The following is a 22623-nucleotide window of genomic DNA, read 5'->3' as shown; positions in this document are numbered from 1 at the left end:
GAGAATGATCCCGCTGATGGCGATCACATTCATGCTCGTCGTATTCGGAGCGCCCAACGCCTACGCCGCGGTGACCTCCAACCAAACCGGCACCAACAACGGCTACTTCTACTCGTTCTGGACCGACAGCTCCGGCACCGTCTCGATGGAGCTGGGTTCCGGCGGCAACTACAGCACCTCGTGGCGCAACACCGGCAACTTCGTCGCGGGCAAGGGCTGGAGCACCGGCGGACGGCGGGCGGTGAGCTACTCGGGCAGCTTCAACCCGTCCGGGAACGCGTACCTCACCCTTTACGGCTGGACCAGGGGCCCGCTCGTCGAGTACTACATCGTCGACAACTGGGGCACTTACCGGCCTACCGGGACTTACAAGGGCACGGTCACCTCGGACGGCGGCACGTACGACATCTACAAGACGACGCGGGTGAACCAGCCTTCCATCGAGGGCACCCGGACTTTCGACCAGTACTGGAGCGTTCGGCAGTCGAAGCGGACGGGCGGCACCATCACGTCCGGAAACCACTTCGACGCGTGGGCCCGTAATGGGATGAACCTCGGCTCGCACGATTACATGATCATGGCGACCGAGGGTTACCAGAGCAGCGGCAATTCCAACATCACGGTCGGCGGCACCACGACCACGCCGCCTCCCACCGGTGGCGGCGGCTGCACCGCGACCCTTTCCGCCGGTGACCGGTGGAGCGACCGGTACAACCTCAACGTCGCGGTCAGCGGTTCGAGCAACTGGACGGTGACGATGAACGTGCCGTCGCCGGCGAAGGTCCTCGCCACCTGGAACGTCAGCGCGAGCTACCCGAGCGCGCAGGTGCTGACCGCGAAACCCAACGGCAGCGGGAACAACTGGGGTGTGACGATCCAGGCGAACGGCAACTGGAACTGGCCGTCCGTGTCCTGCGCCGCCGGCTGATCCGACCCGATCCGATCTGACCTCCGGAGGACACACCGGAATGCCGTGGTGACACGGCTCGTGCCCCCTGACGGCCACCGTCCCCGCGGTGCCGCAGGGGGCACGACTTCGTTGCGCTGTCCGGCAGACGCCGTCCGGACCCGGCCGGGGCTACGGTCGAATCGATCCAGCACCACCCGCCGAGGACGCCGGCCCGGACGGGTGTCGTCCGGGCCGGGATCCCTATGACCGGTTAACGGCAGGACAGCTTTGCCAGCAACAGGTTCGGGTCGGTGGCGGTGGTGTAGGCGGCGCTGAACACGTACGCGGTGTTGTCGCGCACGGCCACCGACGTGGGGTTCTGCAAGCCGTCGGCGGCGTCGAGCAGCGTGGTGGAGGTGCCGTCGGGGGCGATGCGCGCCACCTGGTTCGGCCCGTTGAGCGCGGCCAGCACGTCGTCACCGAAGAAGGCGAAGTCGTCGATGCCGACGAGACCGGTGGCGCGGACCTCGACCCGGCCGGGACGTCCGTGCCGCGCCGGGATGCGCAGCAGGGTGCCCTGGTCCAGGTTCGTGGCCCACACCGCGCCGTGGCGCACCTGCACGCCGTTGGCGCCGAGGAAACCGGTGGCCGCGAGTTCCGGCGCCGATGACCAGACCGCCGCCGTGCCACCGCGCAGCGGCACGGTCATGATCGTGCCGAGCACGGAATCGGTGACGTAGAACGTTCCCGTGCGCTCGTCGAGGGCGAGCCCGTTGGGCAGGCCGTCTGCGGGCAACGCGGCGATGCGCTGCGGTGCGCCGCCGGGACGGAGCCGGTAAAGCCCGGTGGACCCGGCGTCACCGCTGGCGTAGAGGAAGTACAGCGTCCCGTCGGCGGTGCGCACGATCCCCGTGGTGAGGGCGAACTTCAACACCGGGGTGTTCACGCCGCCGTCGGCCGGTGCGGGCAGGGTGGCGAGGATCCGGGTGGCGCCGCCGGGGATGACCGCGGCGACCTGGCGTGCCCCCGCGAACGTGACGTAAGCCGTGCCGTCCGGTGCGAGGGCGACGTTCTCCGGCAGCTGCCCTGCCAGCACGTCGAAGTGGTTCGCGATCCGCGATCGCACCACGTGAGTGGCCTCGACCGGCCGCGACTGCGTCATCGCGGCCTGCGGACCCGCGCCGACGGCCGACGCTGGTGCGGCGGCGAGCGTGACTGCCATTCCGGCGGTCAGGATCACGGTGATGATGGCCTTTCTGCGCATTCTTTTCCCATTCTCATGTGTTTTCGGGCGCGCACGACCGTCCGCCCCACGCAAGGTGGGTCAGGTCGTTATTCAGAAAAGCGTTGGAACCGCTATTCGCGCGACGATGGTTCGCGCGCCGGCTCGGCAGTCCGCTGTGGATCGAGACTGTGCGCGAGCAGGGTCATGGCCGCGTGCGAGGGCGACCCGACCACGGTGGTTCCGACGACGATGTGCTGGTCATTCTCGGTACGCAGGCTCTGCTGCGTGACGGTGAGCGAGCCGACCAGCGGGTGCCGCATCTCGTACACCGCGTCACCGCTTGACTTGACGCGGTGGTCGGCCCACAGGGACGCGAATTCCCGGCTCCGCACGGACAGATCGCCGACCAGCGAAGCCAGCGCGGGATCGTCCACGTGTTGCCCGGACGCCAGCCGCAACGCCCCGACCACGGCCCTCGCCTTGGTCGGCCAGTCGGCGTACAGCTCGCGGGTGTGCTCGTCCAGGAACACCAGCCGCGCCATGTTCGGCCGCTGCTCGGGCTGGTCCGGTGCGGCCGGGTCGAGGTGTCCGGCGAACAGGGCGTGGCCGGCGCTGTTCCACGCCAACACATCGCTACGACGTCCCAGCACCAGTGCGGGCGCGTCGCCGATCATCGCCAACAGCTGCCGGACGGCAGGCGTCACCCGCTCGACCGCCGGCCGCCGTCCAACCGGCTTCCGCCGACTTCCCGCCGCCAGTTCGTGCAGGTGACGACGTTCAGCCTCGTCCAACCGCAACGCCCGAGCCACCGCGTCCAACACCTCGCTGGACGCGTTCGACGACTGCCCCTGCTCCAACCGGGAGTAGTAGGAGGCACTCACGCCGGCCAACATCGCCAACTCCTCCCGCCGCAACCCGGCCACCCGCCGCCGATCACCGTGGTCGACCAGCCCCACGTCCTCCGGCCGCAACTGCGAACGACGGGCCTGCAGGAACTCCCCGAGCCGGCGTTTCGCGTCCATGGCCATAGTCTCAACCACCCCCGCCGCCCTAGCCACACCCTGCGGGTGTCACCCAGGACGTCAGGACCGGTCGAGGCGGATTGAGCGGACTTCGGGGAGTAGGAGGATGGCGGCGCTGCTGAGGAGTTGCCAGGCGACGCCGAACCAGAGGACCGGGGCGATGCCGAGCGCGTCGGAGACCGGGCCCACTACCGCGAGGCCCACCGGTCCCAGCGCGTACGCGCCGAGCAGTTCGTAGGAGGTGACCCGTGAGAGCACGTCGCGCGGGATCAGGGTCTGCTCGGTGGTGCGCCAGAGGGCGATGAACACGCCGGAGCCGATGCCCACGGCGAACGCCGCCACGGCCACCACCGGCAGGGAGAGCCGCAACGCCAGGAAGCCCAGCAGCAACACCCAGCTCAACTGGACCACGACGATGGTCACCAACGGTCGGCGTACCCGCACCCGCAGCAGCACGACGCCCGCCAGAACAGCCCCCGCACCCTGCGCCGCCGCGATCGTGCCCCACGCCCACGCACCGCCCAGCTCATTGCGCGCGATCACCGGCCCCAACACCATGAACGGCGCCACCACGGCCATGTTCCACAACGCGAACTGCACGACACCGGTCCACACCCACCTACGGGAACGGAACTCCGTCCAGCCCTCCCGCAAGTCGCGCACGACCGACGCCCGAGCCGGCACCACCCGCCGCGGAACCCGGACACCGGCCAGGAACACCGCGCTCAGCAGGTAGCTCACCCCGTCCACCACGAGGACCACGCCGGAACCGCCCAGCACCACCAGCACACCGGCGACGGCAGGACCCGCCACGTCGGGGATCGCCTTCGCCAGCGCGAGGAACGAGTTGGCCCGCTGCAACCGGTCCGGCTTGACCAGATCGGGTGGCATGGCGGCCATGGCAGGCTGGTAGAACGCCGCCGCGCCACCCCGCACGGCCGCCAGCAGCATCATCGACCACAGCTCCGCCGTGCCGGTGAAGATGAGCGCGGCGAACACGAACTGGGCGGCGGCGCACACGATGTCCGCCACCACCATCACGGTCCGCCGCGAGACCCGGTCCGCGAGCACCCCACCCGCGAGCAGCAACACGATCGACGGCACGACACCCGCCGTGAACACCAGGCCGAGGGCGGTCGCCGAAGCGCCGGTGTCCAGCACGGCGAACGCCATCGCCACCGGAGCCATGGACGACCCGATGAGCGATGTGGCGTAGCCCAGGAAGAAGCGCCGGAACCGCCGGTCGGCCAGCAACTCCCCCGCGTCGCGCCACTTGCCACGACCGACCGCCGCCTCCGGAGCCGTTCCGGTGTCGCCCATCAATCCCCCTCGGATCACCGGGGAAGGTCCCCCGGCTCTCCAACATAGGGAAAATGACGATCTAGGCGAGGTCGGCGAGTTTGCGTTCCAGCACCAGGCGTTCACGCTCGTTGCCGCACAGCCGCACGGCGCGTTCCAGCTCCGTGCGCGCCTCCTCCGCACGTCCCAGGCGGATGAGGAGTTCACCGCGGACGCTCGGCAGGAGGTACGAGTGGGCCAGGGTCTCCGCCGCCACCAGGTCGTCCACGATCGACAGCGCGGCGGCCGGTCCCTTCGCCATGGACACGGCCACCGCCCGGTTGAGGTCGACCACCGGCGACGGCGCGAGCCGACCCAGCGCCTCGTAGATGAGCACGACGCGGTCCCAGTTCGTCGCCTCGACGGACGGTGCGACGGCATGGCACTCGGCGATGGCCGCCTGCAAGCCGTACGCGCCCAGACCGCGGCCGACCTGCTCCGCACGGGCGAGGGCGGCCCGTCCACGGCGGATCGCGGCACGGTCCCAGCGGCGGCGGTCCTGGTGGTCCAGCAGCACGGGCTCGCCGTCCGGCCCGGTGCGGGCGGGGAAGCGGGCCGCGGTCAGTTCGAGCAACGCCAGCAGGCCGTGGACCTCGGGCTCGTCCGGCATCAGCCGCGCCAGCACCCGTGCCAGGCGCTGTGCCTCGCTGGCCAGGTCCAGCCGGATCAGGTCACCGCCGAAACTCGCCGTGGACCCCTCGGTGAAGATCACGTAGATCACGTTGAGCACCGAGCCGAGCCGCTTGCGCCGTTCCTCGGCCGGCGGCACCTCGAACGGCACCCGCGCCGCACCGAGCGTCTTCTTGGCCCTGGTGATCCGGGCCTGCACGGTGGCGGGCGGGATGAGGAACGCCTTGGCGATCTCGTCGCTGGTCAGACCCCCGACCACGCGCAACGTCAGCGCCACCCTCGCCTCCCGTGACAGCACGGGGTGGCAGGAGGTGAACATCAGCGCGAGCACGTCGTCGTCGATCTGGTCCGGGTCCCACAGCACGTCTTCGGCCTGCTCGGACGTGCTGCCCGAGAAGGCGCCGCCCTCACCCAGGTCACGGGCGAGGACGGCGTACTTCTCGTCCAGGGCGGAATGCCGGCGGAACACGTCGATCGCACGGCGCTTCCCGACGGTGAGCAGCCACCCGGCGGGGTTGCGTGGCGCGCCGTCACGCGGCCAGCTCACGAGTGCCTCGGCCAACGCCTCCTGGGCGATGTCCTCGGCCAGCGCGAAGTCGCCGGTGTACCGCGCGAGGGCGCCGACGATCCGTGCCGACTCGATCCGCCACACGGCGGCGACGGCGTCACGGGCGGCGCGATCGGTGGGTGCGGGCATTCCGGTCGGTCCGCTCAGAGCTGGCCGGTGGCTTCGCGCCAGGCCCGCTCCTTCTGGACCCACTCGTTGTCCTGCGGGAACTCGTCGATCGAGGCGACCCGGCGGATCTCGGTCTTGAAGCCCGGACCGCTGATCGGCGACCGCTTCGCCCACTCGACGGCCTCTTCCTTCGACGTCACGTTGAGGATGTAGAACCCGTTGAACAGCTCTTTTGTCTCGCCGTACGGGCCGTCGGTGACCACGGGCGGCTCGGACGAGTAGTCGACGACCACGCCTTCCTCCGCCTCGGCGAGGCCTTCCGCGGCGACCAGCACACCGGCCCGGATCAGCTCGTCGTTGAACTTGCCGACCGTCTCCAACATCTCGTTGAAGTCGATCTCGCCCATGTTCTTGTAGGCCTCGTCGGTCGCACGCATGATCAGCATGTACTTCATGGCTCAGTCTCTCCTGGGTCTGTCCGGGTCCCGCTCGGACCCTCTCACCCCTAGGTCGAACGGTGGGAGCCGCGGATCGACACGGCAGCCAAAATTTTCTCCCCCAACCTCCACCGCCGCACGACAGCCCCACCGTTCGCTTTCACAAACGCGCGAGTCCTACGTTCGCGTCGCGTGAGTCCTACGTTCAGAACGACCATGTCCTACGTTCCGGACCCCCGAGTTCAACGTTCAGGACGCCGCCCACCGTCCTGAGCGTTGAATTCAGGCGTTCTGAACGTAGGACACGGTCGTTCTGAAGGTACGACTCACGCGTTCTGAACGTAGGACTCACGGGGTTTGGGTCAGGGGTTTGCGTCGTCGCGTGCCAAGCGGAGCCAGCCGAACAGGAGGGCGCCGCCCGCCCAGCACAGCATGGTGACCACCGAGGACGTCCGCGTCATCCCCGGCACCTCCCCGATCAGCAGGAACGCCGCGCCCGACCCGGGCAGGAGGTCGGCGACCGCGGACATCCACTCGTACCCGAAGTTCGGCAGCATCAGCGGCAGCACCAGCATCAGCAGGAACGCCGTGACGAGGCCCCCGGCGATGTTGCGCAGCAGGAAGCCGAGCCCGATCGCGAACGCCGACCCGGCCGCGAAGACGAAAGCGACATTGCCGAGCACGTCCAACCCGTCGTCCAACGGAACGTCGAGCACCGGATGAGCCGCGACGAACGCCGTGCACGTGGACGCCACCGCGAGCAGCACGCCGACACTCGTCACCGTTCCCACCGTCACGGTCATGCGCGCGAGGAAGAAGACGCTGCGTCGAGGCGTCCACTGGAGGGCCGGGATGATCCCGCCGGTCGAGTAGTCGGACGTCACCGCGATCAGGGTGAGCGCCAGCAGGGCGAACTGCACCGGCATACCCGCCACGGACGCCGCCAGCCACGCCGACGCACCCTGCGGCGGAACGGGATCCGAACCAGCCTCCAAGCCCGCGATGACACCGACCCCGACCATCGTCACGGCCGCCGCGGCCAGGAACCACCACGTCGCCTTGACCGTCCACAGTCGCGTCCACTCGGCGGCGCACGAACGGGCGAACACCCGGCCGACGGAGACCCCCGGAGCAACCCCGGCCGTCACCGCGCCACCTCCGTCGTCCCCACCAGTTCACGCCCGTGGTACTCGACGCTGTTGTTGGTCAACTCCATGTAGGCATCCTCAAGGGACTGGCGCACCTCGGACAGGTGGTGCAGCGGGATGTGCAGGGCATGGGCCAGCTCGCCCACCTTCTCGGCGGTGCTGTCCTCGACCTGCACCTCGAGCGCGTCGACCCGTTCAGCCTGGAAGCCGTGCTCCCGGAGCGCCGTGAGGAGCCGATCCGGTTCCGGCCCGCGAACCCGCACCTGGACGTGCCCCAGCCCGCTCATGATCTGCTCCGTCGTGGCGTCGGCGATCAACCGGCCACGACCGATGACGACCAGGCGATCGGCGACCTGTTCCATCTCGCTCATCAGGTGGCTGGAGACCAGCACGGTGCGTCCCTCGTCGGCGAGTTGGCGCAGCAGCCCGCGAATCCACCGGACGCCGTCGAGGTCCAGCCCGTTGATCGGCTCGTCGAACAGCAGCACGCCAGGGTCGCCGATCAGCGCCGCCGCGATCCCGAGACGCTGCCGCATGCCCAGCGAGTAGCCCTTGATCCGACGCCGGGCCGCGCGGTCGAGCCCGACGCGTTCGATCACCTCGTCCACCCGACGTGCGGGGATGCCGTTGGACCTGGCGGCCACGCGGAGGTGGCTGCGTCCGGTGCGGCCGTGATGTGCCGAGCCGGGGTCGAGCAGCGCCCCGACTTCCCGGAGCGGTTCGGTGAACGTCGCGTACGGACGCCCGTTCACGAGTGCCGTCCCCGAGGTGGGCCGGTCGAGGCCGAGCATGATCCGCATGCTGGTGGACTTGCCGGCGCCGTTCGGCCCGAGGAACCCGGTGACCTTGCCCGGTTCCACGTCGAAGCTCAGGTCGTCCACGGCCAGGACGTCGCCGTAGCGTCTCGTCAGGCCGCGCACCTCGATCACTGCTGTCCTTCTTCGTCGCCGTCGTCGACCCACTCCAGCAGGTCGCCGGGCTGGCATTCGAGCACCCGGCACATGGCTTCCAGCGTGCTGAAGCGGACGGCCTTGGCCCGGCCGTTCTTCAGCACGGCCACGTTCGACGGCGTGAGCCCGACGCGTTCCGCGAACTCGCCGACGCTCATCTTGCGCTTGGCCAACTCGACGTCGATGCGCACGATGATCGGCATCAGATCACCGATTCCATGTCGTCCCGCAGCGTGGTGGCCTGCCGCAGCAGCGCCCGCATCACCACCATCAGCAGCCCCAGCACGCTGAGGCCGATCAGCATCAGGAACAGCATGAGCGGCACGCCGGGGTCGTCCGCGTTGAAGCCGACCCAGAGGAACACGCCCACGAACACGACCCACGCGGCGGCGATGGCCCACACGATCGCGTCCACCCACTTCAGGGACGCCTCACTGAAGATCTGGTCGTTCTTGACCAGGGTCAGCAACCTCCAGGTCGACACGACGACCACCTGGACGCACAGCACCCAGAACACCGTGATGGCGGTCAGCGGCCACCTCAGGTGGGCCATGTCCGGCGACTCCTGCGCCATGTGCGCGAACTGCCCCGGCAGGGACATCACCTGGAACACGACCAGGACCCCGAACAACAACACGAGGAAAACCCTCAGCAGGGCTACCGCCCAACGCTCTGCGATCATGCATCGAGTCTCGCTCGTTGCCTATCGAATGTCAATCGGTACCTGTCGTTCCACGGTCATATCTGGCTTGGGTGACCGAACGGTGACAGAGCGGGCACGGCGGTCCCTCTGGGGATCTTGGTCGGGTCGGGTGTGAAAATGCGGCTCCACCGAAGGTCAAGGGGACGACGATGCTCTCGCAGGCGATGAACGTGCTGCACATGCACCAGAAGGTCACCCTGATGGTGAACCGCTACGAGATCTTCGCGGACCAGGGCGGCGAGCCGGGCCAGCTCGTCGCGTTCGTCGAGCAGAAGCGGATGGCGTTCAAGGAGCAAGTGACGATCTACACCGACTCCAGCAAGAGCCAGGTGCTCGCGGGCTTCCGCGCGCGCAAGGTGATCGACCTCGGCAGCGGCTACGACGTGACCGACGGCGACGGCAGATCCATCGGCCACTTCCGCAAGGACTTCGGCAAGTCCCTGATGAACTCCACCTGGCACCTCGACGTCCCCGGCGCGCCGACGGCCACGGGCAGCGAGCGCAACGCGGGCCTCGCGATCCTGCGCCGGCTGTGGGGTTTCATCCCCCTGGTCAACAACATCCCGGTCCCGTTCCGCTACCACTTCGACTACGTCCGCAACGGTCAGCCGGTGTTCAGCGTGGACAAGAAGACCTGGGTCCGCGACCACTACCTGGTCCAGGTCGCCGACCCGTACATCGACCGCCGCGTGGTGATCGCGCAGGCCGTCGCGACGGACGCCCTCCAGTCCCGCTAGGAGAGCCGGTCGGCCCGCGCACGCAGGTAACGCTGTTCAGGTGTGCTCGTCGTCCGCCGCGCGGCCTCCTCGAACGCGGCACGGGCGGGCTCCGGACGGCCGGCCAGCTCCAGCAGGTGGGCGCGGACGGCGTGGAGGCGGTGGTGGTCGGCCAAGTGCCGGTCGCCAGCCAGTTCCTCGATCAGGTCGAGGCCCGCTTGCGCGCCGTGCGCCATCGCCACCGCTACGGCACGGTTCAGCGTGACCACCGGGTTCGGCGAGAACTGGGTCAGCACGTCGTAGAGCGCCACGATCTGCGGCCAGTCGGTGTCCTCCGCACGCCGTGCCTCGGCGTGCACGGCGGCGATCGCGGCCTGGAGTTGGTAGGGGCCGATCCGGGACCGGGTCAGGGTTTCGGTGACGATGCCGACGCCTTCCCTCAGCACGTCCTGGTTCCACTGGCGGCGATCCTGCTCTGCCAGTGGGATCAGGCTTCCGTCGGATTGGGTGCGCGCGAGCCGCCGTGCGTCGGTGAGCAGCATCAGCGCCAAGAGCCCGGCCACTTCGCCGTCGTCGGGCAGCAGGCGCCGGATCTGCCGGACGAGCCGGATCGCCTCGTCCGTCAACTCGGCGCGATGCACGTCCGGGCCTGATGTGGCGACGTAGCCCTCGTTGAACACCAGGTACAGCACGTGCAGCACCACGTCCAACCGCTGCCGCCACGCGTCCTGCGGCGGTAGGTCGAACCGCGCCCCGGCCGCCTTGATCTGCTGCTTGGCCCGGCTGATCCGCTGCGCCATCGTGGCCTCGGGGACCAGGAACGCGCGGGCGATCTGGGCCGTGGTCAGCCCGCCGACCACCCGCAGCGTCAACGCCACCTGTGAAGGCGGGGACAACGACGGGTGGCAGCACAGGAACAGCAGCACCAACGTGTCGTCCTCCCCGGAGGGCACGGCATCCGCCGCCGGAGCCATCTGCTTGTGGGGCAGTGCGGCAGCCTCACGCACGTGACGTGCCGTGTCGCTGCGCCACTGGTCGGTGAGCCGACGTGAGGCAACGGTGATCAGCCAGCCGCGCGGGCTCTCCGGCACGCCGTGTTCACCCCACTGCACGGCCGCTGCGAGCAACGCCTCCTGCACCGCGTCCTCGCACGCGTCGAACCGCCCGTGATGGCGCACCAACGCCCCGAGCACGTGCGGCGCCTGCTCACGCAGCACGGCCTCGACGGAGTCCACTCACATCTCCAGGCCCGCGACGTCCATGGCCGCCCGGACCTCGACCCGTTCCCACCGCGCGTCCGGTATCCGCGCCGCGATCTCCACCGCCCGGTCCACGCTCTCGCAGTCGACCAGGTAGTACCCGGCCAAGTACTCCTTCGCCTCCGCATACGGCCCATCGGTGCTGGTCACGACCCCGTCGCGGACCCGGACGGCGCGGGAGGTGATCGGGTCGGCCAACGCCGCCGAGATCACCAGCTCGCCTGAGCGGAGCAGGTCGGCGTCGATGGCGGCGTGCTCGGCCACCGCGTCACCCGCCAACGCCGCCCGGTCCGCCGGGGGCAACGCGTCCCAGTTCTCCGGGTTGCTCCAGATCATCAGCATGAACTTCACCGGTTCGCTCCTCGCTCGTGCGGACGCCGTTCACGGGGACATCGTGGCCGACCACCCCGATCTCGACATCCCGGCCGGACCGATGTCGAGAACCGGTCGTCGGCGCCGATGTCCCCGCGATGCCGTCGAAGAGGAGCCTGCCGTGACCACCGTCCAGCGATCCCGGCTGAAGCGACGCCTGCTCCCGCTGCAAGCCGCCGCGTTCCTCCAAGGCGTGGGCTTCTGGGTGCCGGTCGAGAAGCTGTTCATGAACGAGATCGGTTTCGACGCGGCGAGCATCGGGCTGATGGCCGCCGCGTACGCCGCGATCGTGCCGGTCATCGAGGTGCCATCCGGAATCCTCGCGGACCGGTGGAGCCGTCGCGGTGTCCTCGTCCTGTCGAGCGTGGCGCTCATGGTCAGCGCACTGCTCGGCGGCCTCAGCCACAGCGTGCCCATGTACTTCCTCAGCGCGCTGGCACTGGGCGTCTTCTTCGCGATGTACTCGGGAACGATGGACGCCGTCGTGTACGACACCGTCCTGGAGGAGACCGGTGACAGCGACGGATTCGAGCGGCAGCTCGGCCGTGTCCGACTGGTCAACAGCGCCGCCCTGGTGACGAGCGCGCTCGCGGGCGGTGCGCTGGCCGGGCTCGCCGGTACCCGCACGACGTACCTGGTGACGGTGCCGTTCGTGGCGCTGTCGATCGTCGCCCTCCTCCGGTTCACCGAGCCGCAGCTGCACCGTGCCACGGGCACGACCTCACTCAGCGCGCACGTCGCCCTCACCTGCCGCACCCTGACCCGAGGCGGCCGACTGCTGCCGGTCGTCACCATGGCCGTGCTGGCCGCGCTCATCCTGCAACTGCTGCTCGAATTCGGACCGCTGTGGCTGGTGGCGCCGGCCGCACCCGCGCTCCTGTACGGCCCGTACTGGGCCGGACTCGTCTCCGCCCTCGGACTCGGCGGGCTGCTCGCCGGAAAACTCGACCTCGACCGGCCACGCACAGCGGCAGCCGTGGCCGTGCTGATGACGGCGGCCGGCCTGACGCTCACCACCAGCGCGCACGTCCTCGTCGTGACAGGTGCTCAGATCCTGCTCGCACTGCTGGTCGTGGCCGCGAGCATCCACGTCTCACGCCTCCTGCACGACGCCGTCCCCGCCACCGTCCGCACGGGAGTCGCGTCCGGCGTCAGCACGCTGTCCTGGATCGCCTTTCTCCCCGTGGCGATCGTCTTCGGGCTCGTCAGCGAACGCCACGGCGTCCACACCGGCGGCTGGATGTTCGTGGCGGTCACCGTGGCCGCCGGGCTGCTCGTCAGCGCCCAGGCGTGGCGGGGAGCGCGAGGGACAGCGCCAGGTTGCCGTCCAGGAACATGAGCCCGCGTTCCGCGAACTGCTCGAACGCCGCCTCGACGTCCGCCACCGGCCGGTCCAGCCCCAACGCGGAGTGGACGGCCGAAGCCGTGGTCGGTCGTTCGCTGCACGCGAGGTAGATGTCCGCGAGCGTGTCGTGGAACGTGTACGTGCCGTCGTGCCCCTGCTGCCGCCGGTCGTCGATCTGGAGGAACCCGCGCGTGGACCGGAACGTGAGCGACGGCCGGCTGTGCGACCACGCCTCCGACCACTCCGCCACCGCCTTCGCCAACAGCGCATAAGCGGACGGCGGCAGGGCGTCGGCGAACTCGTAGTCGAAGAAGTAGGCGACCCGGTCGATGTCCACGCTGTCCGGGTACACGTGCCGGTAGCTGGCCTCGGAACTGCGGCGCAGCAGCCCGAACCGGTCGGGCCGCGTGTACAGGGGGCTGAAGCGTTCGAGCCAGATCTCGGCGGCGCTCGCCGGCGGTTGCAGGTGCACGAGGTGCGGCACGACGGCAGCCTGGGCCAGGTAGTCCTCCTCGGTTTCACCGGGGAAGCCCCACAGGATGTTCCAGCCCACCTGCAAGCCGTAGTACCGGGCCCAACGCAGCAGGTTGACGTTCTGCGCCGCCCGCACACCCTTGTCCATCAGCCGGAGCACGGCCGAACTGAGCGACTCCAACCCTGGCTGGAGGTGCGTGACACCGCCGTGCGCCAGGACTTTCAGCTGTTCCCTCGTCAGGTTCGCCTTGACCTCGTAGAAGATCTCGAAGTCGTGGCGGCCGGCGGCCAGTGCGGGGAACAGCTCCTTCAGGTAGGCCGGGTCGAGGATGTTGTCGACGGCCTCGAAGCGGAACGCGTGGTAGCGCCGCGACTGCCCGACCAGCTCGTCCAGCACGCGTTGCGGCGACTTCGCGCGGAACTTCATCGTGGTGCCGTTGAGGCCGCAGAACGTGCAATGGTGCTTGGCTCCCCACCAACAGCCCCGCGCCGACTCGAACGGCAGCCACACCTCCGCGGTCGGCAGGCCCAACGAAGCCGACCGTTCGAAGAACTCGCCGTAGTCCGGCGCGGGCAGGTCGTCCAGGTGCTCGAGCGGTGGCGACGCGACGGCCGCCACCACCCGGTCACCGGCACGGCGGGCGACGCCCGGAACCTCGGCGGGATCCGTTCCCGCCGCCAATGCCGCCAACAGCTGCGGAAACGCCCGGTCCCCCTCACCGATGACCGCGTAGTCGACGCAGTCCACCGAACGCACGAGTTCGAGGCCCATCTCGCCGTCGAAGTTCGCGCCGCCGAACACCGTGACGATGTCCGGGAACCGTTCCTTCAGCCGCCGGGCCAACGCGAACGAGGCGGTGTTCTGCTGGAACGTCGAGCTGAAGCCGACGACCCTCGTGCCGTGCCAGTCGAACCCGTCCACCAACGCGTCCAGGAACGCGGGCACGTCGTGGTCGCGCGTTCGCACCAGCCGGTCGCGCACCGACCCGGACTCCCTTGCCAAGTAGGCCAACTCGTCGGCGAACTCCGCGGGCAACTCGCCGTCTACGTCCGGTGCGGCAGCGCCGAAAGCCTCCACGGAGAACAGCCAGTCGCCGATCTGCCTGCCCCGGTGCTCGGCGAGCAGCCGGTAGTAGTCCGGCCCGATCCGTGCCGCGAAGTCGAGGTTCGCGTGCAGGGTGCGCACCGGGAAGCCGTTCGCCTCGCCGATCGCCTTCAACAGTCCCAATTGGATCGACGGACGATCGACCTGCATGAACGGCATCGACACCAGGACCGTCGGCACGGTCACGGCTGCGAGCTGTCCGGGCGGACGTTTCTGCTGATCAGCCTGCTGATCAGCGCAGGGGTCGCGGAACCGGCCGGTAGCGGCGGACAAGGCGGCGTGACCCGGCTGATCAGGCTCGGGCCCGCGGGAGCCTCGACGTACTCGACGATCAAGGCGGCCTGGTGCGGGGTGAACGAGGTCGCGAACTGGTCGCTGAACGAACGTTTGTCCTCCGATTCCTCCGATTCCTCCGACAGGTCGGTGACATCGGTGACGTCGCCGGCGACCTTGAGGATCGCCGAGAGCAGGGCGCGCTGCGGGTCGTTCAGCTCCACCTCGTCGAGCTTCGCGAAGAGTTCTTCGATGTCTTCGGCCGTGATGAACGATTCGGTCATTGTTCCTTGCCTCTCATGTGTCCGATGTGGACTTCGTCAGCTTGACCCGGGTGTCGTCCGCGTCCGGGTGGCTGAGCTGGTCGAGGATGTCGACGGACCGCTGCCAGGCGTCACGGGCGGCGTCGACGTCCCCCGCGTCGTGGAGCGCGTCGCCCAGGGACGACAGCACGTGCGCCTCGTTGATCCGGTAGCCGGACGCCTCGAACAGGTCCACCGCGGCCTGGTAGCAGGCCACCGCCCGGCCGTGGTCTTCGAGCTGCTGGTAGGCGTAGCCGAGGCTGTGCCAGGTCTGGCCCGCCCCGAGCTGGTCGCCGAGTTCCGTTTGCAGGTCAAGGGCTTTGCGGCAGTACCCGATGGCCGTCTCGTGGTCGCCGAGCAGCGCGTGGAACCACCCGACCGCGTTCAGCACCTTGGCCTGGCCCGCCTGGTGGCCCGCCGCCCGGAACAGCTCCAACGCCTGCTCGGCGTGCGACAGCGCCTCGACGTTGCGCTCCTGCCGGTCGAGCAGCCACGAGTGGTAGAACTGGACGTAAGCCTCGCCGACGCGATCGCCCGCCTCGCGGTAGAGGGAGAGCGCGACATCCAGTTCGGCACACGCGTCCTCGTACTTGCCGAACCACACGTAGGTGCAGCCCTTGTAGCAGTGCGCGAACGCCTGCTTGAGCGGGTCGCCGAGGCGTCGTGCGGCGGCCAGCGCCACGTTCAGCGAGTCGATCTCGTCCTGCCAGTGGCCTTGGTGCGCGAGGAACCGCCGCATCGCCCAGATCAGCTCCCACACCTCGACGTCGAACGCCGGCTCCTGCTGGATCGCCGCCAGCAGCACGCGGTGTTCGGCGTCGAACCAGGCCAGTGCCTCCGTGCGGTCGGCGACCGGTTCGGGCGTGACGCCCGGCGGAAGTGCCGTCAGCGTGGGAAGTTCCTCCCGGCGCGGGTCGAGCAGCCGGTCCGCGTCGTTCGCGGTGTGCAGGTAGTGGCACAGCGTCCGCCGGAGGGCCGCACGCCGGTCGGGCTCGAGGTCGAGCACCTGCGCCTGCTCGGAGGCGTAGGCGCGCAGCAGGTCGTGGCAGGTGTAGCGACCGGGGCTGTGCTCAGTGACGAGGTGCGCCCGGGACAGTTCGGCGAGCAACGGGCGCACCGCGCGCGACGGCAGTCCGGCCAGGCTCGCCGCGGCATGGGTGCCGAGGTCGGGTCCGGGGTGCAGGCCCGTCAACCGGAACAGCCGGGCCGCGTCGGCGGTCAACTGGAGGTAGGACCACGAGAACACGGCCCTCGGGTCCGTCGCCGGATCGGCGCCCGAGAACTCGTCCAGACTCCCCCGCGCCGCGCGCAGCTCACGCGCCAGCGCCACCAGCCCGAACTTCGGGTGCGTTGCCGCACGGGCCGCCACCACCGCGAGCGCCAACGGCAGCCGCGCGCACAGCGCCACGATCTCGTCCACCGCACGGGGCTCCGCCGCGATCCGTTCGGCGCCGAGCCGTCCGGCCAGCAGCCGCCGCGCCTCGTCGGCTTCGAGCAGGTCCACGGTCAGGTGCCGGGCGCCGTCGGCCACCAGTCCGGACAGCTGGTCCCGGCTGGTCACCAGCACCAGGCAGTCCGGCGACCCGGGCAGCAATGGGCGCACGTGCTCGGCGTCGCGGGCGTTGTCCAGCACCACCAGCACCCGGCGGTTCGCGAGCAGGCTGCGGCACAGGCCGACCTGCGCCTCGAAGCCGACCGGAATGCGTTGCGGCGACACCTCGAACGCGTCCAGGAACCGCCGCACCGCCTCGGCGGGCGTGACCGGTGAGCCGGTCGGGTCGAACCCGCGCAGGTTCACGTACAGCTGCCCACCGGGGAAGTGCCCGCGCATCCGATGTGCCCAGTGCACGACCAGTGCCGTCTTGCCCACGCCCGCTGTGCCGGACACGGCGACGATCCGCACCGCCGTCGCACTGCCGCCCGCCAGGTCGTCCAGCAGCCGCAGCTCCTCCTCGCGGCCCGCGAAACCGGGCATGTCCGGTGGGAGTTGGGCGGGTGTCGCGAGTGGACTGTCCGGCTCGGACTGCGGCAGTTCACCGCGCAGGATCGCGCTGTGCAGGGCGCGCAGCTCGGCGCCGGGATCGGTGCCCAGCTCGTCGGCGAGCCTGGCCCGGATGACGGCGTAGCGCTCGATCGCCTCCGCGTCCCGCCCGGCCGCGTGCAGCGCCCGCATGAACAGGGCCTCCAGCGGCTCGGAGAGGGGGTACTCCGCGAGGACGTCGGGCAGCGCGGCGGTCACCGCGTCGGCCCGGCCGAGCCGCAGCTCCACCTCGCCCCACGCCGTCACCGCGTCGAGCCTGCGCCGCCGCCAGCTGTTCCGGACCTGGTCGACCCAGTCACCGGAGATCCCGGCGAGCGGGGGGCCGCTCCACAGGTCCAGCGCCTCCGTCAACGCCGCCGCGCGGGCCGTGTCCCCCGCCGGGCCGCGTGCCGTCAGCCGGGCGAACCGGTGCAGGTCCACGAGGTCCGGATCGACGTCCAGCACGTACCCGGCGCTGCGACGCTCCAGCCGGGCCCGGACGCCGGTGTGCCCACTGGCGGTGGCGAGCAGCCGCCGGATGCGGCTGAGGTGCGAGTACAGGACGTTCCGCGCCTCGACGGGCGGCGCTTCGTCCCAGACCCGGTCGATGAGGGTCTCGATGTCGACCGGACGGCCGGCGTCCACAAGGAGGGCTGCCAGCACGGCCTGTTGCCGCGGCGTTCCGACGTCCAGCGGCCGGTCGCCCGCGAGCACCCGTACCTCACCGAACAACCGGAATTCCATATCAATCGATGCTTGTCGCTCCGCAAGGTCGCCGCAAGGTCTGCGAGCAGGGCGAACCGAAATCGTGAAGCGGTCGAACCCGACCAACGAAATTGGGGGCCTGCGATGAGTCACAACACAACGGACACGCTGCTCTTGGACCACGCCGCGCGCGGTTGGGAATCGGCCTGGCGGGACATCGTGCGCAGCTACACCCCGCTGGTCCGGGCGGTGTGCCTGCGGCACGGCATCCGGGGCGCGGACGCCGACGACGTCGGGGCCACCGTCTGGCTGCGCCTCGTGCTGAACCTGAGAACCATTCGTCAGCCGGAAGCGCTGCCGGGCTGGCTCGCCACCACGACCAGGCGAGAATGCCTCATGTTGATGCGTGGCAGGCACCGCCACACCCCGACCGACGACGAGCCGGTCGACCAGTCGGAGCCCGCCGCCGACGTGTCCTTGCTCGACACCGAGCGGCACGAGGCCCTGCGCCAGGCGCTCGTCCTGCTGCCGGAACGCGACCGCACGCTGCTCTCGCTGCTGTTCTCCGACCCGCCGACGCCCTACGACACGATCGTGGAGAACCTCGGCATCCCACGCGGGTCGATCGGCCCGACCCGCCAGCGCTGCCTGGCCAGGATTCGCCGCATTCCTTCGATCGCCGCACTGCTCGACGACTGAGGGCATTCGCTGCTCCTGCCGAAAAGGGAACGGCGCCGGCGTCGAGACGCCGGCGCCGTTTCGTGCGATCAGCCAGTAACGATAGATGCGCCGTACGCGTTCAGCGAGTTGACGACGTCGACGTAGAAGAACCGCCACGCGCACTTGCGGCTCGCACCCTCCGGAACGCCGCGGCACGGCGCCTGCGTGGACAGGTCGATCGCCGTGTTGGTGCCCTTGGCGATCGTCCGGGCGTGGTCCGGCGTGAGGTCGAAGACCGGGCCGCCGCTGTCGCCGTTGCCGACCGGCGCGATGCGGTCGACCTGCTCCGCCCACACCGTCTGGTAAATGAGGTAGCCGACGTTGACGGTCACGTTTGTGTACTTCACCTGGATGCCGCACCACGCGCCGGAGTAGGCGCCGGAGTTGCACACCCAGTTCCCGACGTAGCTGTGCGCCGCGCTCGCCGTGGGCTTGGAGAACTCGTTGACGCCCACGCCGCCGTCGTAGGTCCGGCCCGACGACCAGGTGTTGATCAGCAGCCGGTCGTAGGCGTCGTTGTCGCCCTCGATCAGCCCCATGTAGTCGCCGCCGCCGTCGTAGGCGCCTTGCCCGTGGCTGCCGCAGTGGCCTGCGGACAGCATCTTGGTGACGCCGCCGTGCCACACCGCGAAGCCGGTCGAACAGCCGTTCCAGCGCGCGCCACCCCAGTACGGCGTCGAGTCGTTGCCGCGTGAGGCCATCGACTCGGGCGCCGACGCGACCTGCTCGACCGGGACCGAAGTGGACAGCGCCTGCGTGCGGGCCGAGTCCCGGACGCCGAGCACCAGACCGCTGCCGTCCACCTTCGGGGCGGCGGACGTGACGCCGGGCTGCCGGACGAGCCGGGCGGCCTCGGCCTGCAACGACCGGTGGCTGTGCGCGGCGGGCAGCACCTTGACCGGCACCGTCCGGTTCAGGTCACTCAGCAGGTCGGTGACCGCGGCTGAGGTCTTGCCCGCCCAGTACACCCGCAGCTCACGGTTCTCCGGCGCGGCCACGATGCCGGCCAGCCCGTCGCCACCAGCGGCGGTGACGCGGTCCGCGGCGGCGTTCAGCTTCTGCTGCATGGCCCGTAACTCGCCCCAGGATCTGAAGCCGCCCGGCACGGGCCCGGTCTCCGCCGAGGTGCCCGCGGGCGCCGTGGTCGTCGGCTTCGTGTCCTTGGGCTTCGTTCGATCCTGGTCCGCGAGCGCCGTGCCCGCGGACGCCATCACCAGGACCACCGCCCCGCCAAGCACCGCGGTCATGCGCCGCCGTGTGGATTTCCGCATCAGCTTCTCCCCTTCGACCGGTGGGACCAACAGAGGGGAGATGCAGCCGGAGCGGCCGGGGATACCGGCAGATCAGGATCAGTTTCGGTGAGTCCTGCAACCACGCCACGGACACAAGTTTCGATACTTTCGTAACCCGTGGAAGGTAGTGCATCTGCCAGCGAGCGGTGCTCTACCTGGGATCTTGCGTCTCTATAGGTGAATCTCGGTGCTTGACTCCGGAGATCATTCGTCCTAGTTTTCGAAAGCTGGTCCAGAAAAGCCCGAAACTTTCGGATCTTCCTGCGCCCCGCGACGACCCCTTGGAGGAAGTGATGTCCAGAAATGCTGTCACCGTTGCCGGCAGGCCGGTGGCGCGAGTAGGGCCGCGACGTGTCGCGGCCCTGGCCGGTGCGGTGGGATTGCTCGGCGCGTTGGCCGTGGTGCTGCCCAGCGTGGCGAGCGCCGGCACCACGCTGGGCGCGTCGGCGGCGGAGAGCGGCCGGTACTTCGGCACCGCCGTCGCGGCGAACAAGCTGAGCGACTCCACCTACGTGGGCATCCTCAACCGTGAGTTCAAGATGGTCACGGCCGAGAACGAGATGAAGATCGACGCGCTGGAGCCGACCCAGGGCCAGTTCACGTACACCAACGCGGACCGGATCGTGAACCACGCCGTCGGCCAGGGCATGCGCGTGCGCGGCCACACGTTGGCGTGGCACTCGCAGCAGCCGACGTGGATGCAGAACATGTCCGGCACCGCGCTGCGCAACGCGATGCTCAACCACGTCACCAAGGTCGCCACCTACTACCGCGGCAAGATCCACTCCTGGGACGTGGTGAACGAGGCGTTCCAGGACGGCACCTCGGGCGCACGTCGTGACTCGAACCTCCAGCGGACCGGCAACGACTGGATCGAGGCGGCCTTCAGGGCGGCCCGTGCGGCCGACTCGTCCGCGAAGCTCTGCTACAACGACTACAACACCGACAACTGGTCGCACGCCAAGACGCAGGCCGTCTACCGGATGGTGCAGGACTTCAAGGCGCGCGGCGTGCCGATCGACTGCGTCGGGTTCCAGGCCCACTTCAACAGCGGCAACCCGGTGCCGAGCAACTACCACACCACGCTCCAGAACTTCGCGGCGCTGGGCGTGGACGTGCAGATCACCGAGCTGGACATCGAGGGCTCAGGTTCTTCGCAGGCACAGCAGTACCAGGGCATCGTCCAGGCCTGCCTCGCCGTGACCCGCTGCAACGGCATCACCGTGTGGGGCATCAGGGACAGCGATTCGTGGCGAGCCTCGGGCACCCCGCTGCTGTTCGACAGCTCGGGCAACAAGAAGGCCGCGTACACGTCGGTCCTCAACGCGCTGAACGCCGCCGGCACCGTGCCGCCGACCACGACCACGACTCCGCCGCCCGCCGCGAACTGCGCCAACGGCTACGTCGCGCTGACCTACGACGACGGCCCCATCGCGGCCACCACGACCACGTTGCTCAACGCGCTGCGGCAGAACGGTCTCCGGGCCACGTTCTTCAACCAGGGCAACAAGGTCCAGGGGAACGCCGCGCTCGCCAAGAGCCAGCGTGACGCCGGCATGTGGGTCGAGAACCACAGCTGGTCGCACCCGCACATGACGCAGCTCAGCCAGGCGCAGATGGCGTCGGAGATCTCCCAGACGCAGAACGCGATCCAGTCGGCGACGGGTGTCGCGCCGAAGCTGTTCCGGCCGCCGTACGGCGAGACCAACGCCACCCTCAAGTCGGTCGAGGCGCAGTACGGCCTGACCGAGGTGCTGTGGAACGTCGACTCGCAGGACTGGAACAACGCGAGCACCGCCCAGATCGCGCAGGCGGCGTCGACCCTCCAGAACGGCGGCGTCATCCTGATGCACGACGGGTACCAGACGACGATCAACGCCATCCCCCAGATCGCGTCCAACCTCCGCAGCCGCGGCCTGTGCGCCGGCATGATCTCACCGTCCACCGGTCGGGCCGTCGCGCCGACGGACACCCCGCCGGGCACGACCACCACCACGCCCCCGCCGGCCGGCGGTTCGTGCACGGCGACTTACCGGACGTCGACGCAGTGGGGTGACCGGTTCAACGGCGAGGTGACGATCCGGGCGGGCGCCTCGGCGATCACCAGCTGGACCGCCACCGTCAGGCTGACGTCCCCGCAGCGCGTGTCCGCGACGTGGAGCGGCACGCCGACCTGGGACTCCAGTGGTCTGGTGATGACCATGAAGCCCAGCGGCAACGGCAGTTTGGCCGCGGGCGCGAGCACGACGTTCGGCTTCACCGTGATGGCCAATGGCCAGTGGGCGGCGCCGACCGTTTCCTGCGCCACTCCGTGACGGGTGCCGGTGTGCCCCTCGCAGCGATGTGAGGGGCACACCGGCATTTCTAGGCGGACGTCGGCATCCGGACCGCGCCGAACAGGCGTCGACCGGCCTCACCGTCGCCGGTCATGGTGAGCCGCCCGCTGTCGACGGCCTCCGTCAGCGCGCCGTCCACACCGATGACGCGATCCAACGTGTCCGGGTCGGTGCCGATGACCGTGTCGGGCTCACGCGGCTCCCCGCGGCCCATCTCGTCCAGCCGGCCGTCGACAACCCCGACCGTGAAGCGGTAGCGGCCGAGGCGCATCTCGTAAGTGGCCGTCCACGGTCGTTCCTCTTGCGGGCTGAAGAAGCTGCGCAGCTTGATCATGGCCGCGTCCGCGCCGACCGGGTCCTCCGACTGCTCCGGCGCGCCCGCTCCCCATTGCCCCAGCGCGACGACGACGGCATCCAGCCGCGCGCCCCACTCGGTCAGCTCGTACACCTGTGAGCTGGCCGGCGGAGGCAGCGTGCGACGCCGCACGACGCCGGCGGCCTCCAGTTCCCGCAGTCGCTGGGCCAACACCTTGGAGCCCGCGCCCGGCAGTCCGTCCTGGAGGTCGGTGAACCGCTTCGGGCCCAACAGGAGTTCGCGCACGACCAGCAGTGCCCACCGCTCGCCCACGTAGTCGAGCGCGGACGCGATCGCGCACCCGTCGCCGTACCGGCGGTTCGTCGCCATG

21 protein-coding genes and 1 pseudogene are annotated in these 22623 nt (G+C 69.7%); 6 read left to right on the top strand and 16 right to left on the bottom strand.

The genetic code is table 11. The features are described 5' to 3' along the window. Positions 1-16: 16 nt before the first annotated feature. Positions 17-928 (top strand): endo-1,4-beta-xylanase XynA, encoded by a 912-nt coding sequence (gene xynA, locus F4560_RS00775; RefSeq protein WP_281391863.1) that lies wholly within the window; start codon positions 17-19, stop codon positions 926-928. 232 nt (positions 929-1160) lie between these two features. On the opposite strand, the gene F4560_RS00770 is transcribed toward xynA, so the two are convergent. The 9 genes from F4560_RS00770 to F4560_RS00730 all read right to left on the bottom strand — a co-directional run bounded on the left by F4560_RS00770 (position 1161) and on the right by F4560_RS00730 (position 8997). Continuing rightward, the gene (locus F4560_RS00770) at positions 1161-2153 is read right to left on the bottom strand and encodes a hypothetical protein (protein WP_184914791.1); all 993 of its coding nucleotides are present in this window, start codon (positions 2151-2153) and stop codon (positions 1161-1163) included. A 92-nt stretch (positions 2154-2245) separates the two neighbouring features. Further along, positions 2246-3136 (bottom strand): helix-turn-helix domain-containing protein, encoded by an 891-nt coding sequence (locus tag F4560_RS00765; protein WP_184914788.1) that lies wholly within the window; start codon positions 3134-3136, stop codon positions 2246-2248. 60 nt (positions 3137-3196) lie between these two features. Then, positions 3197-4456, bottom strand: a complete 1260-nt coding sequence (locus F4560_RS00760) for an MFS transporter (protein WP_184914785.1) — start codon at positions 4454-4456, stop codon at positions 3197-3199. A gap of 61 nt (positions 4457-4517) precedes the next feature. Further along, on the bottom strand, positions 4518-5801 hold the full coding sequence (locus F4560_RS00755) for an RNA polymerase sigma factor (RefSeq protein ID WP_184914782.1): 1284 nt from the start codon (positions 5799-5801) through the stop codon (positions 4518-4520). Between the two features lie 14 nt (positions 5802-5815). Continuing rightward, on the bottom strand, positions 5816-6235 hold the full coding sequence (locus F4560_RS00750; protein ID WP_184914779.1) for a YciI family protein: 420 nt from the start codon (positions 6233-6235) through the stop codon (positions 5816-5818). A gap of 344 nt (positions 6236-6579) precedes the next feature. Continuing rightward, positions 6580-7365, bottom strand: coding sequence for a hypothetical protein (locus F4560_RS00745; protein ID WP_184914776.1), 786 nt, complete (start codon positions 7363-7365; stop codon positions 6580-6582). Continuing rightward, positions 7362-8294, bottom strand: coding sequence for an ABC transporter ATP-binding protein (locus tag F4560_RS00740; protein WP_184914772.1), 933 nt, complete (start codon positions 8292-8294; stop codon positions 7362-7364). The genes F4560_RS00745 and F4560_RS00740 overlap by 4 nt, the downstream gene beginning before the upstream one ends. Beyond that, complete coding sequence (locus tag F4560_RS00735; RefSeq protein WP_184914770.1) at positions 8291-8518, bottom strand: helix-turn-helix domain-containing protein; 228 nt, start codon at positions 8516-8518, stop codon at positions 8291-8293. The genes F4560_RS00740 and F4560_RS00735 overlap by 4 nt, the downstream gene beginning before the upstream one ends. Then, positions 8518-8997, bottom strand: coding sequence for a DUF2975 domain-containing protein (locus F4560_RS00730; protein ID WP_184914768.1), 480 nt, complete (start codon positions 8995-8997; stop codon positions 8518-8520). The genes F4560_RS00735 and F4560_RS00730 overlap by 1 nt, the downstream gene beginning before the upstream one ends. A gap of 170 nt (positions 8998-9167) precedes the next feature. On the opposite strand from F4560_RS00730, the gene F4560_RS00725 reads away from it, so the two are divergent. Next, positions 9168-9755, top strand: coding sequence for an LURP-one-related family protein (locus F4560_RS00725; protein ID WP_184914765.1), 588 nt, complete (start codon positions 9168-9170; stop codon positions 9753-9755). Here F4560_RS00725 and F4560_RS00720 read toward each other — a convergent pair. Together F4560_RS00720 and F4560_RS00715 are read right to left on the bottom strand one after the other, a co-directional pair. Beyond that, the gene (locus F4560_RS00720) at positions 9752-10969 is read right to left on the bottom strand and encodes an RNA polymerase sigma factor (RefSeq protein ID WP_184914763.1); all 1218 of its coding nucleotides are present in this window, start codon (positions 10967-10969) and stop codon (positions 9752-9754) included. The two genes, F4560_RS00725 and F4560_RS00720, sit on opposite strands and share 4 nt — an antisense overlap. After that, positions 10970-11335: a YciI family protein gene (locus F4560_RS00715; protein WP_221483877.1), complete on the bottom strand. Its 366-nt coding sequence runs from the start codon at positions 11333-11335 to the stop codon at positions 10970-10972. Between the two features lie 151 nt (positions 11336-11486). Between F4560_RS00715 and F4560_RS00710 the strand changes: the two genes are divergently transcribed. Continuing rightward, a complete protein-coding gene (locus tag F4560_RS00710; RefSeq protein ID WP_221483279.1) occupies positions 11487-12704 on the top strand; it encodes an MFS transporter in 1218 nt (405 codons plus the stop codon). On the opposite strand, the gene F4560_RS00705 is transcribed toward F4560_RS00710, so the two are convergent. Genes F4560_RS00705 through F4560_RS00695 form a run of 3 tightly spaced genes read right to left on the bottom strand, consistent with a single transcriptional unit; the run spans position 12643 to position 17628 of the window. Beyond that, entirely contained in the window at positions 12643-14475 is a 1833-nt protein-coding gene (locus tag F4560_RS00705) for a RiPP maturation radical SAM C-methyltransferase (protein ID WP_312867966.1), read from the bottom strand. The two genes, F4560_RS00710 and F4560_RS00705, sit on opposite strands and share 62 nt — an antisense overlap. Beyond that, on the bottom strand, positions 14472-14846 hold the full coding sequence (locus F4560_RS00700) for a hypothetical protein (protein ID WP_184914758.1): 375 nt from the start codon (positions 14844-14846) through the stop codon (positions 14472-14474). The genes F4560_RS00705 and F4560_RS00700 overlap by 4 nt, the downstream gene beginning before the upstream one ends. A 13-nt stretch (positions 14847-14859) precedes the next feature. Then, entirely contained in the window at positions 14860-17628 is a 2769-nt protein-coding gene (locus tag F4560_RS00695) for an AfsR/SARP family transcriptional regulator (protein WP_184914753.1), read from the bottom strand. 105 nt (positions 17629-17733) lie between these two features. Between F4560_RS00695 and F4560_RS00690 the strand changes: the two genes are divergently transcribed. Continuing rightward, positions 17734-18288 carry an RNA polymerase sigma factor gene (locus tag F4560_RS00690; protein WP_184914751.1) on the top strand — a complete coding sequence of 185 codons (555 nt, stop codon included), beginning with the start codon at positions 17734-17736 and terminating at the stop codon, positions 18286-18288. Positions 18289-18356: 68 nt separating this feature from the next. Here the strand turns inward: F4560_RS00690 and F4560_RS00685 are convergent, their stop codons facing one another. After that, positions 18357-19580, bottom strand: a complete 1224-nt coding sequence (locus F4560_RS00685) for a chymotrypsin family serine protease (RefSeq protein WP_184914749.1) — start codon at positions 19578-19580, stop codon at positions 18357-18359. Between the two features lie 314 nt (positions 19581-19894). Here F4560_RS00685 and F4560_RS43340 point away from each other — a divergent pair. Further along, a pseudogene (locus F4560_RS43340) lies at positions 19895-21340 on the top strand (endo-1,4-beta-xylanase); the annotation flags it as partial. Positions 21341-21448: 108 nt separating this feature from the next. Beyond that, complete coding sequence (locus tag F4560_RS46445; protein WP_376775411.1) at positions 21449-21916, top strand: cellulose binding domain-containing protein; 468 nt, start codon at positions 21449-21451, stop codon at positions 21914-21916. Positions 21917-21965: 49 nt separating this feature from the next. Here F4560_RS46445 and F4560_RS00675 read toward each other — a convergent pair whose 3' ends face one another. Continuing rightward, positions 21966-22622, bottom strand: coding sequence for a winged helix-turn-helix transcriptional regulator (locus F4560_RS00675; protein ID WP_184914744.1), 657 nt, complete (start codon positions 22620-22622; stop codon positions 21966-21968). Between the last annotated feature and the right edge of the window lies 1 nt (position 22623).

The sequence above is a fragment of the Saccharothrix ecbatanensis genome (assembly GCF_014205015.1).
Taxonomy (GTDB): domain Bacteria; phylum Actinomycetota; class Actinomycetes; order Mycobacteriales; family Pseudonocardiaceae; genus Actinosynnema; species Actinosynnema ecbatanense.
The sequence above is the reverse complement of the archived record's forward strand: the minus strand, read 5'-3'. Positions and strand labels throughout refer to the sequence as shown.

Bases quoted from the DNA above. Each gene is read 5' to 3' on its own strand.
- F4560_RS00695 (WP_184914753.1), bottom strand. From the start codon at position 17,628: ATGGAATTCCGGTTGTTCGGTGAGGTACGGGTGCTCGCGGGCGACCGG.
- F4560_RS00735 (WP_184914770.1), bottom strand. From the start codon at position 8,518: ATGCCGATCATCGTGCGCATCGACGTCGAGTTGGCCAAGCGCAAGATG.
- F4560_RS00685 (WP_184914749.1), bottom strand. From the start codon at position 19,580: ATGCGGAAATCCACACGGCGGCGCATGACCGCGGTGCTTGGCGGGGCG.
- F4560_RS46445 (WP_376775411.1), top strand. From the start codon at position 21,449: ATGCACGACGGGTACCAGACGACGATCAACGCCATCCCCCAGATCGCG.
- F4560_RS00675 (WP_184914744.1), bottom strand. From the start codon at position 22,622: ATGGCGACGAACCGCCGGTACGGCGACGGGTGCGCGATCGCGTCCGCG.
- F4560_RS00725 (WP_184914765.1), top strand. From the start codon at position 9,168: ATGCTCTCGCAGGCGATGAACGTGCTGCACATGCACCAGAAGGTCACC.
- F4560_RS00715 (WP_221483877.1), bottom strand. From the start codon at position 11,335: ATGCTGATGATCTGGAGCAACCCGGAGAACTGGGACGCGTTGCCCCCG.
- F4560_RS00700 (WP_184914758.1), bottom strand. From the start codon at position 14,846: ATGACCGAATCGTTCATCACGGCCGAAGACATCGAAGAACTCTTCGCG.
- F4560_RS00755 (WP_184914782.1), bottom strand. From the start codon at position 5,801: ATGCCCGCACCCACCGATCGCGCCGCCCGTGACGCCGTCGCCGCCGTG.
- F4560_RS00760 (WP_184914785.1), bottom strand. From the start codon at position 4,456: ATGGGCGACACCGGAACGGCTCCGGAGGCGGCGGTCGGTCGTGGCAAG.
- F4560_RS00765 (WP_184914788.1), bottom strand. From the start codon at position 3,136: ATGGACGCGAAACGCCGGCTCGGGGAGTTCCTGCAGGCCCGTCGTTCG.
- F4560_RS00770 (WP_184914791.1), bottom strand. From the start codon at position 2,153: ATGCGCAGAAAGGCCATCATCACCGTGATCCTGACCGCCGGAATGGCA.
- F4560_RS00690 (WP_184914751.1), top strand. From the start codon at position 17,734: ATGAGTCACAACACAACGGACACGCTGCTCTTGGACCACGCCGCGCGC.
- F4560_RS00750 (WP_184914779.1), bottom strand. From the start codon at position 6,235: ATGAAGTACATGCTGATCATGCGTGCGACCGACGAGGCCTACAAGAAC.
- xynA (WP_281391863.1), top strand. From the start codon at position 17: ATGGCGATCACATTCATGCTCGTCGTATTCGGAGCGCCCAACGCCTAC.
- F4560_RS00730 (WP_184914768.1), bottom strand. From the start codon at position 8,997: ATGATCGCAGAGCGTTGGGCGGTAGCCCTGCTGAGGGTTTTCCTCGTG.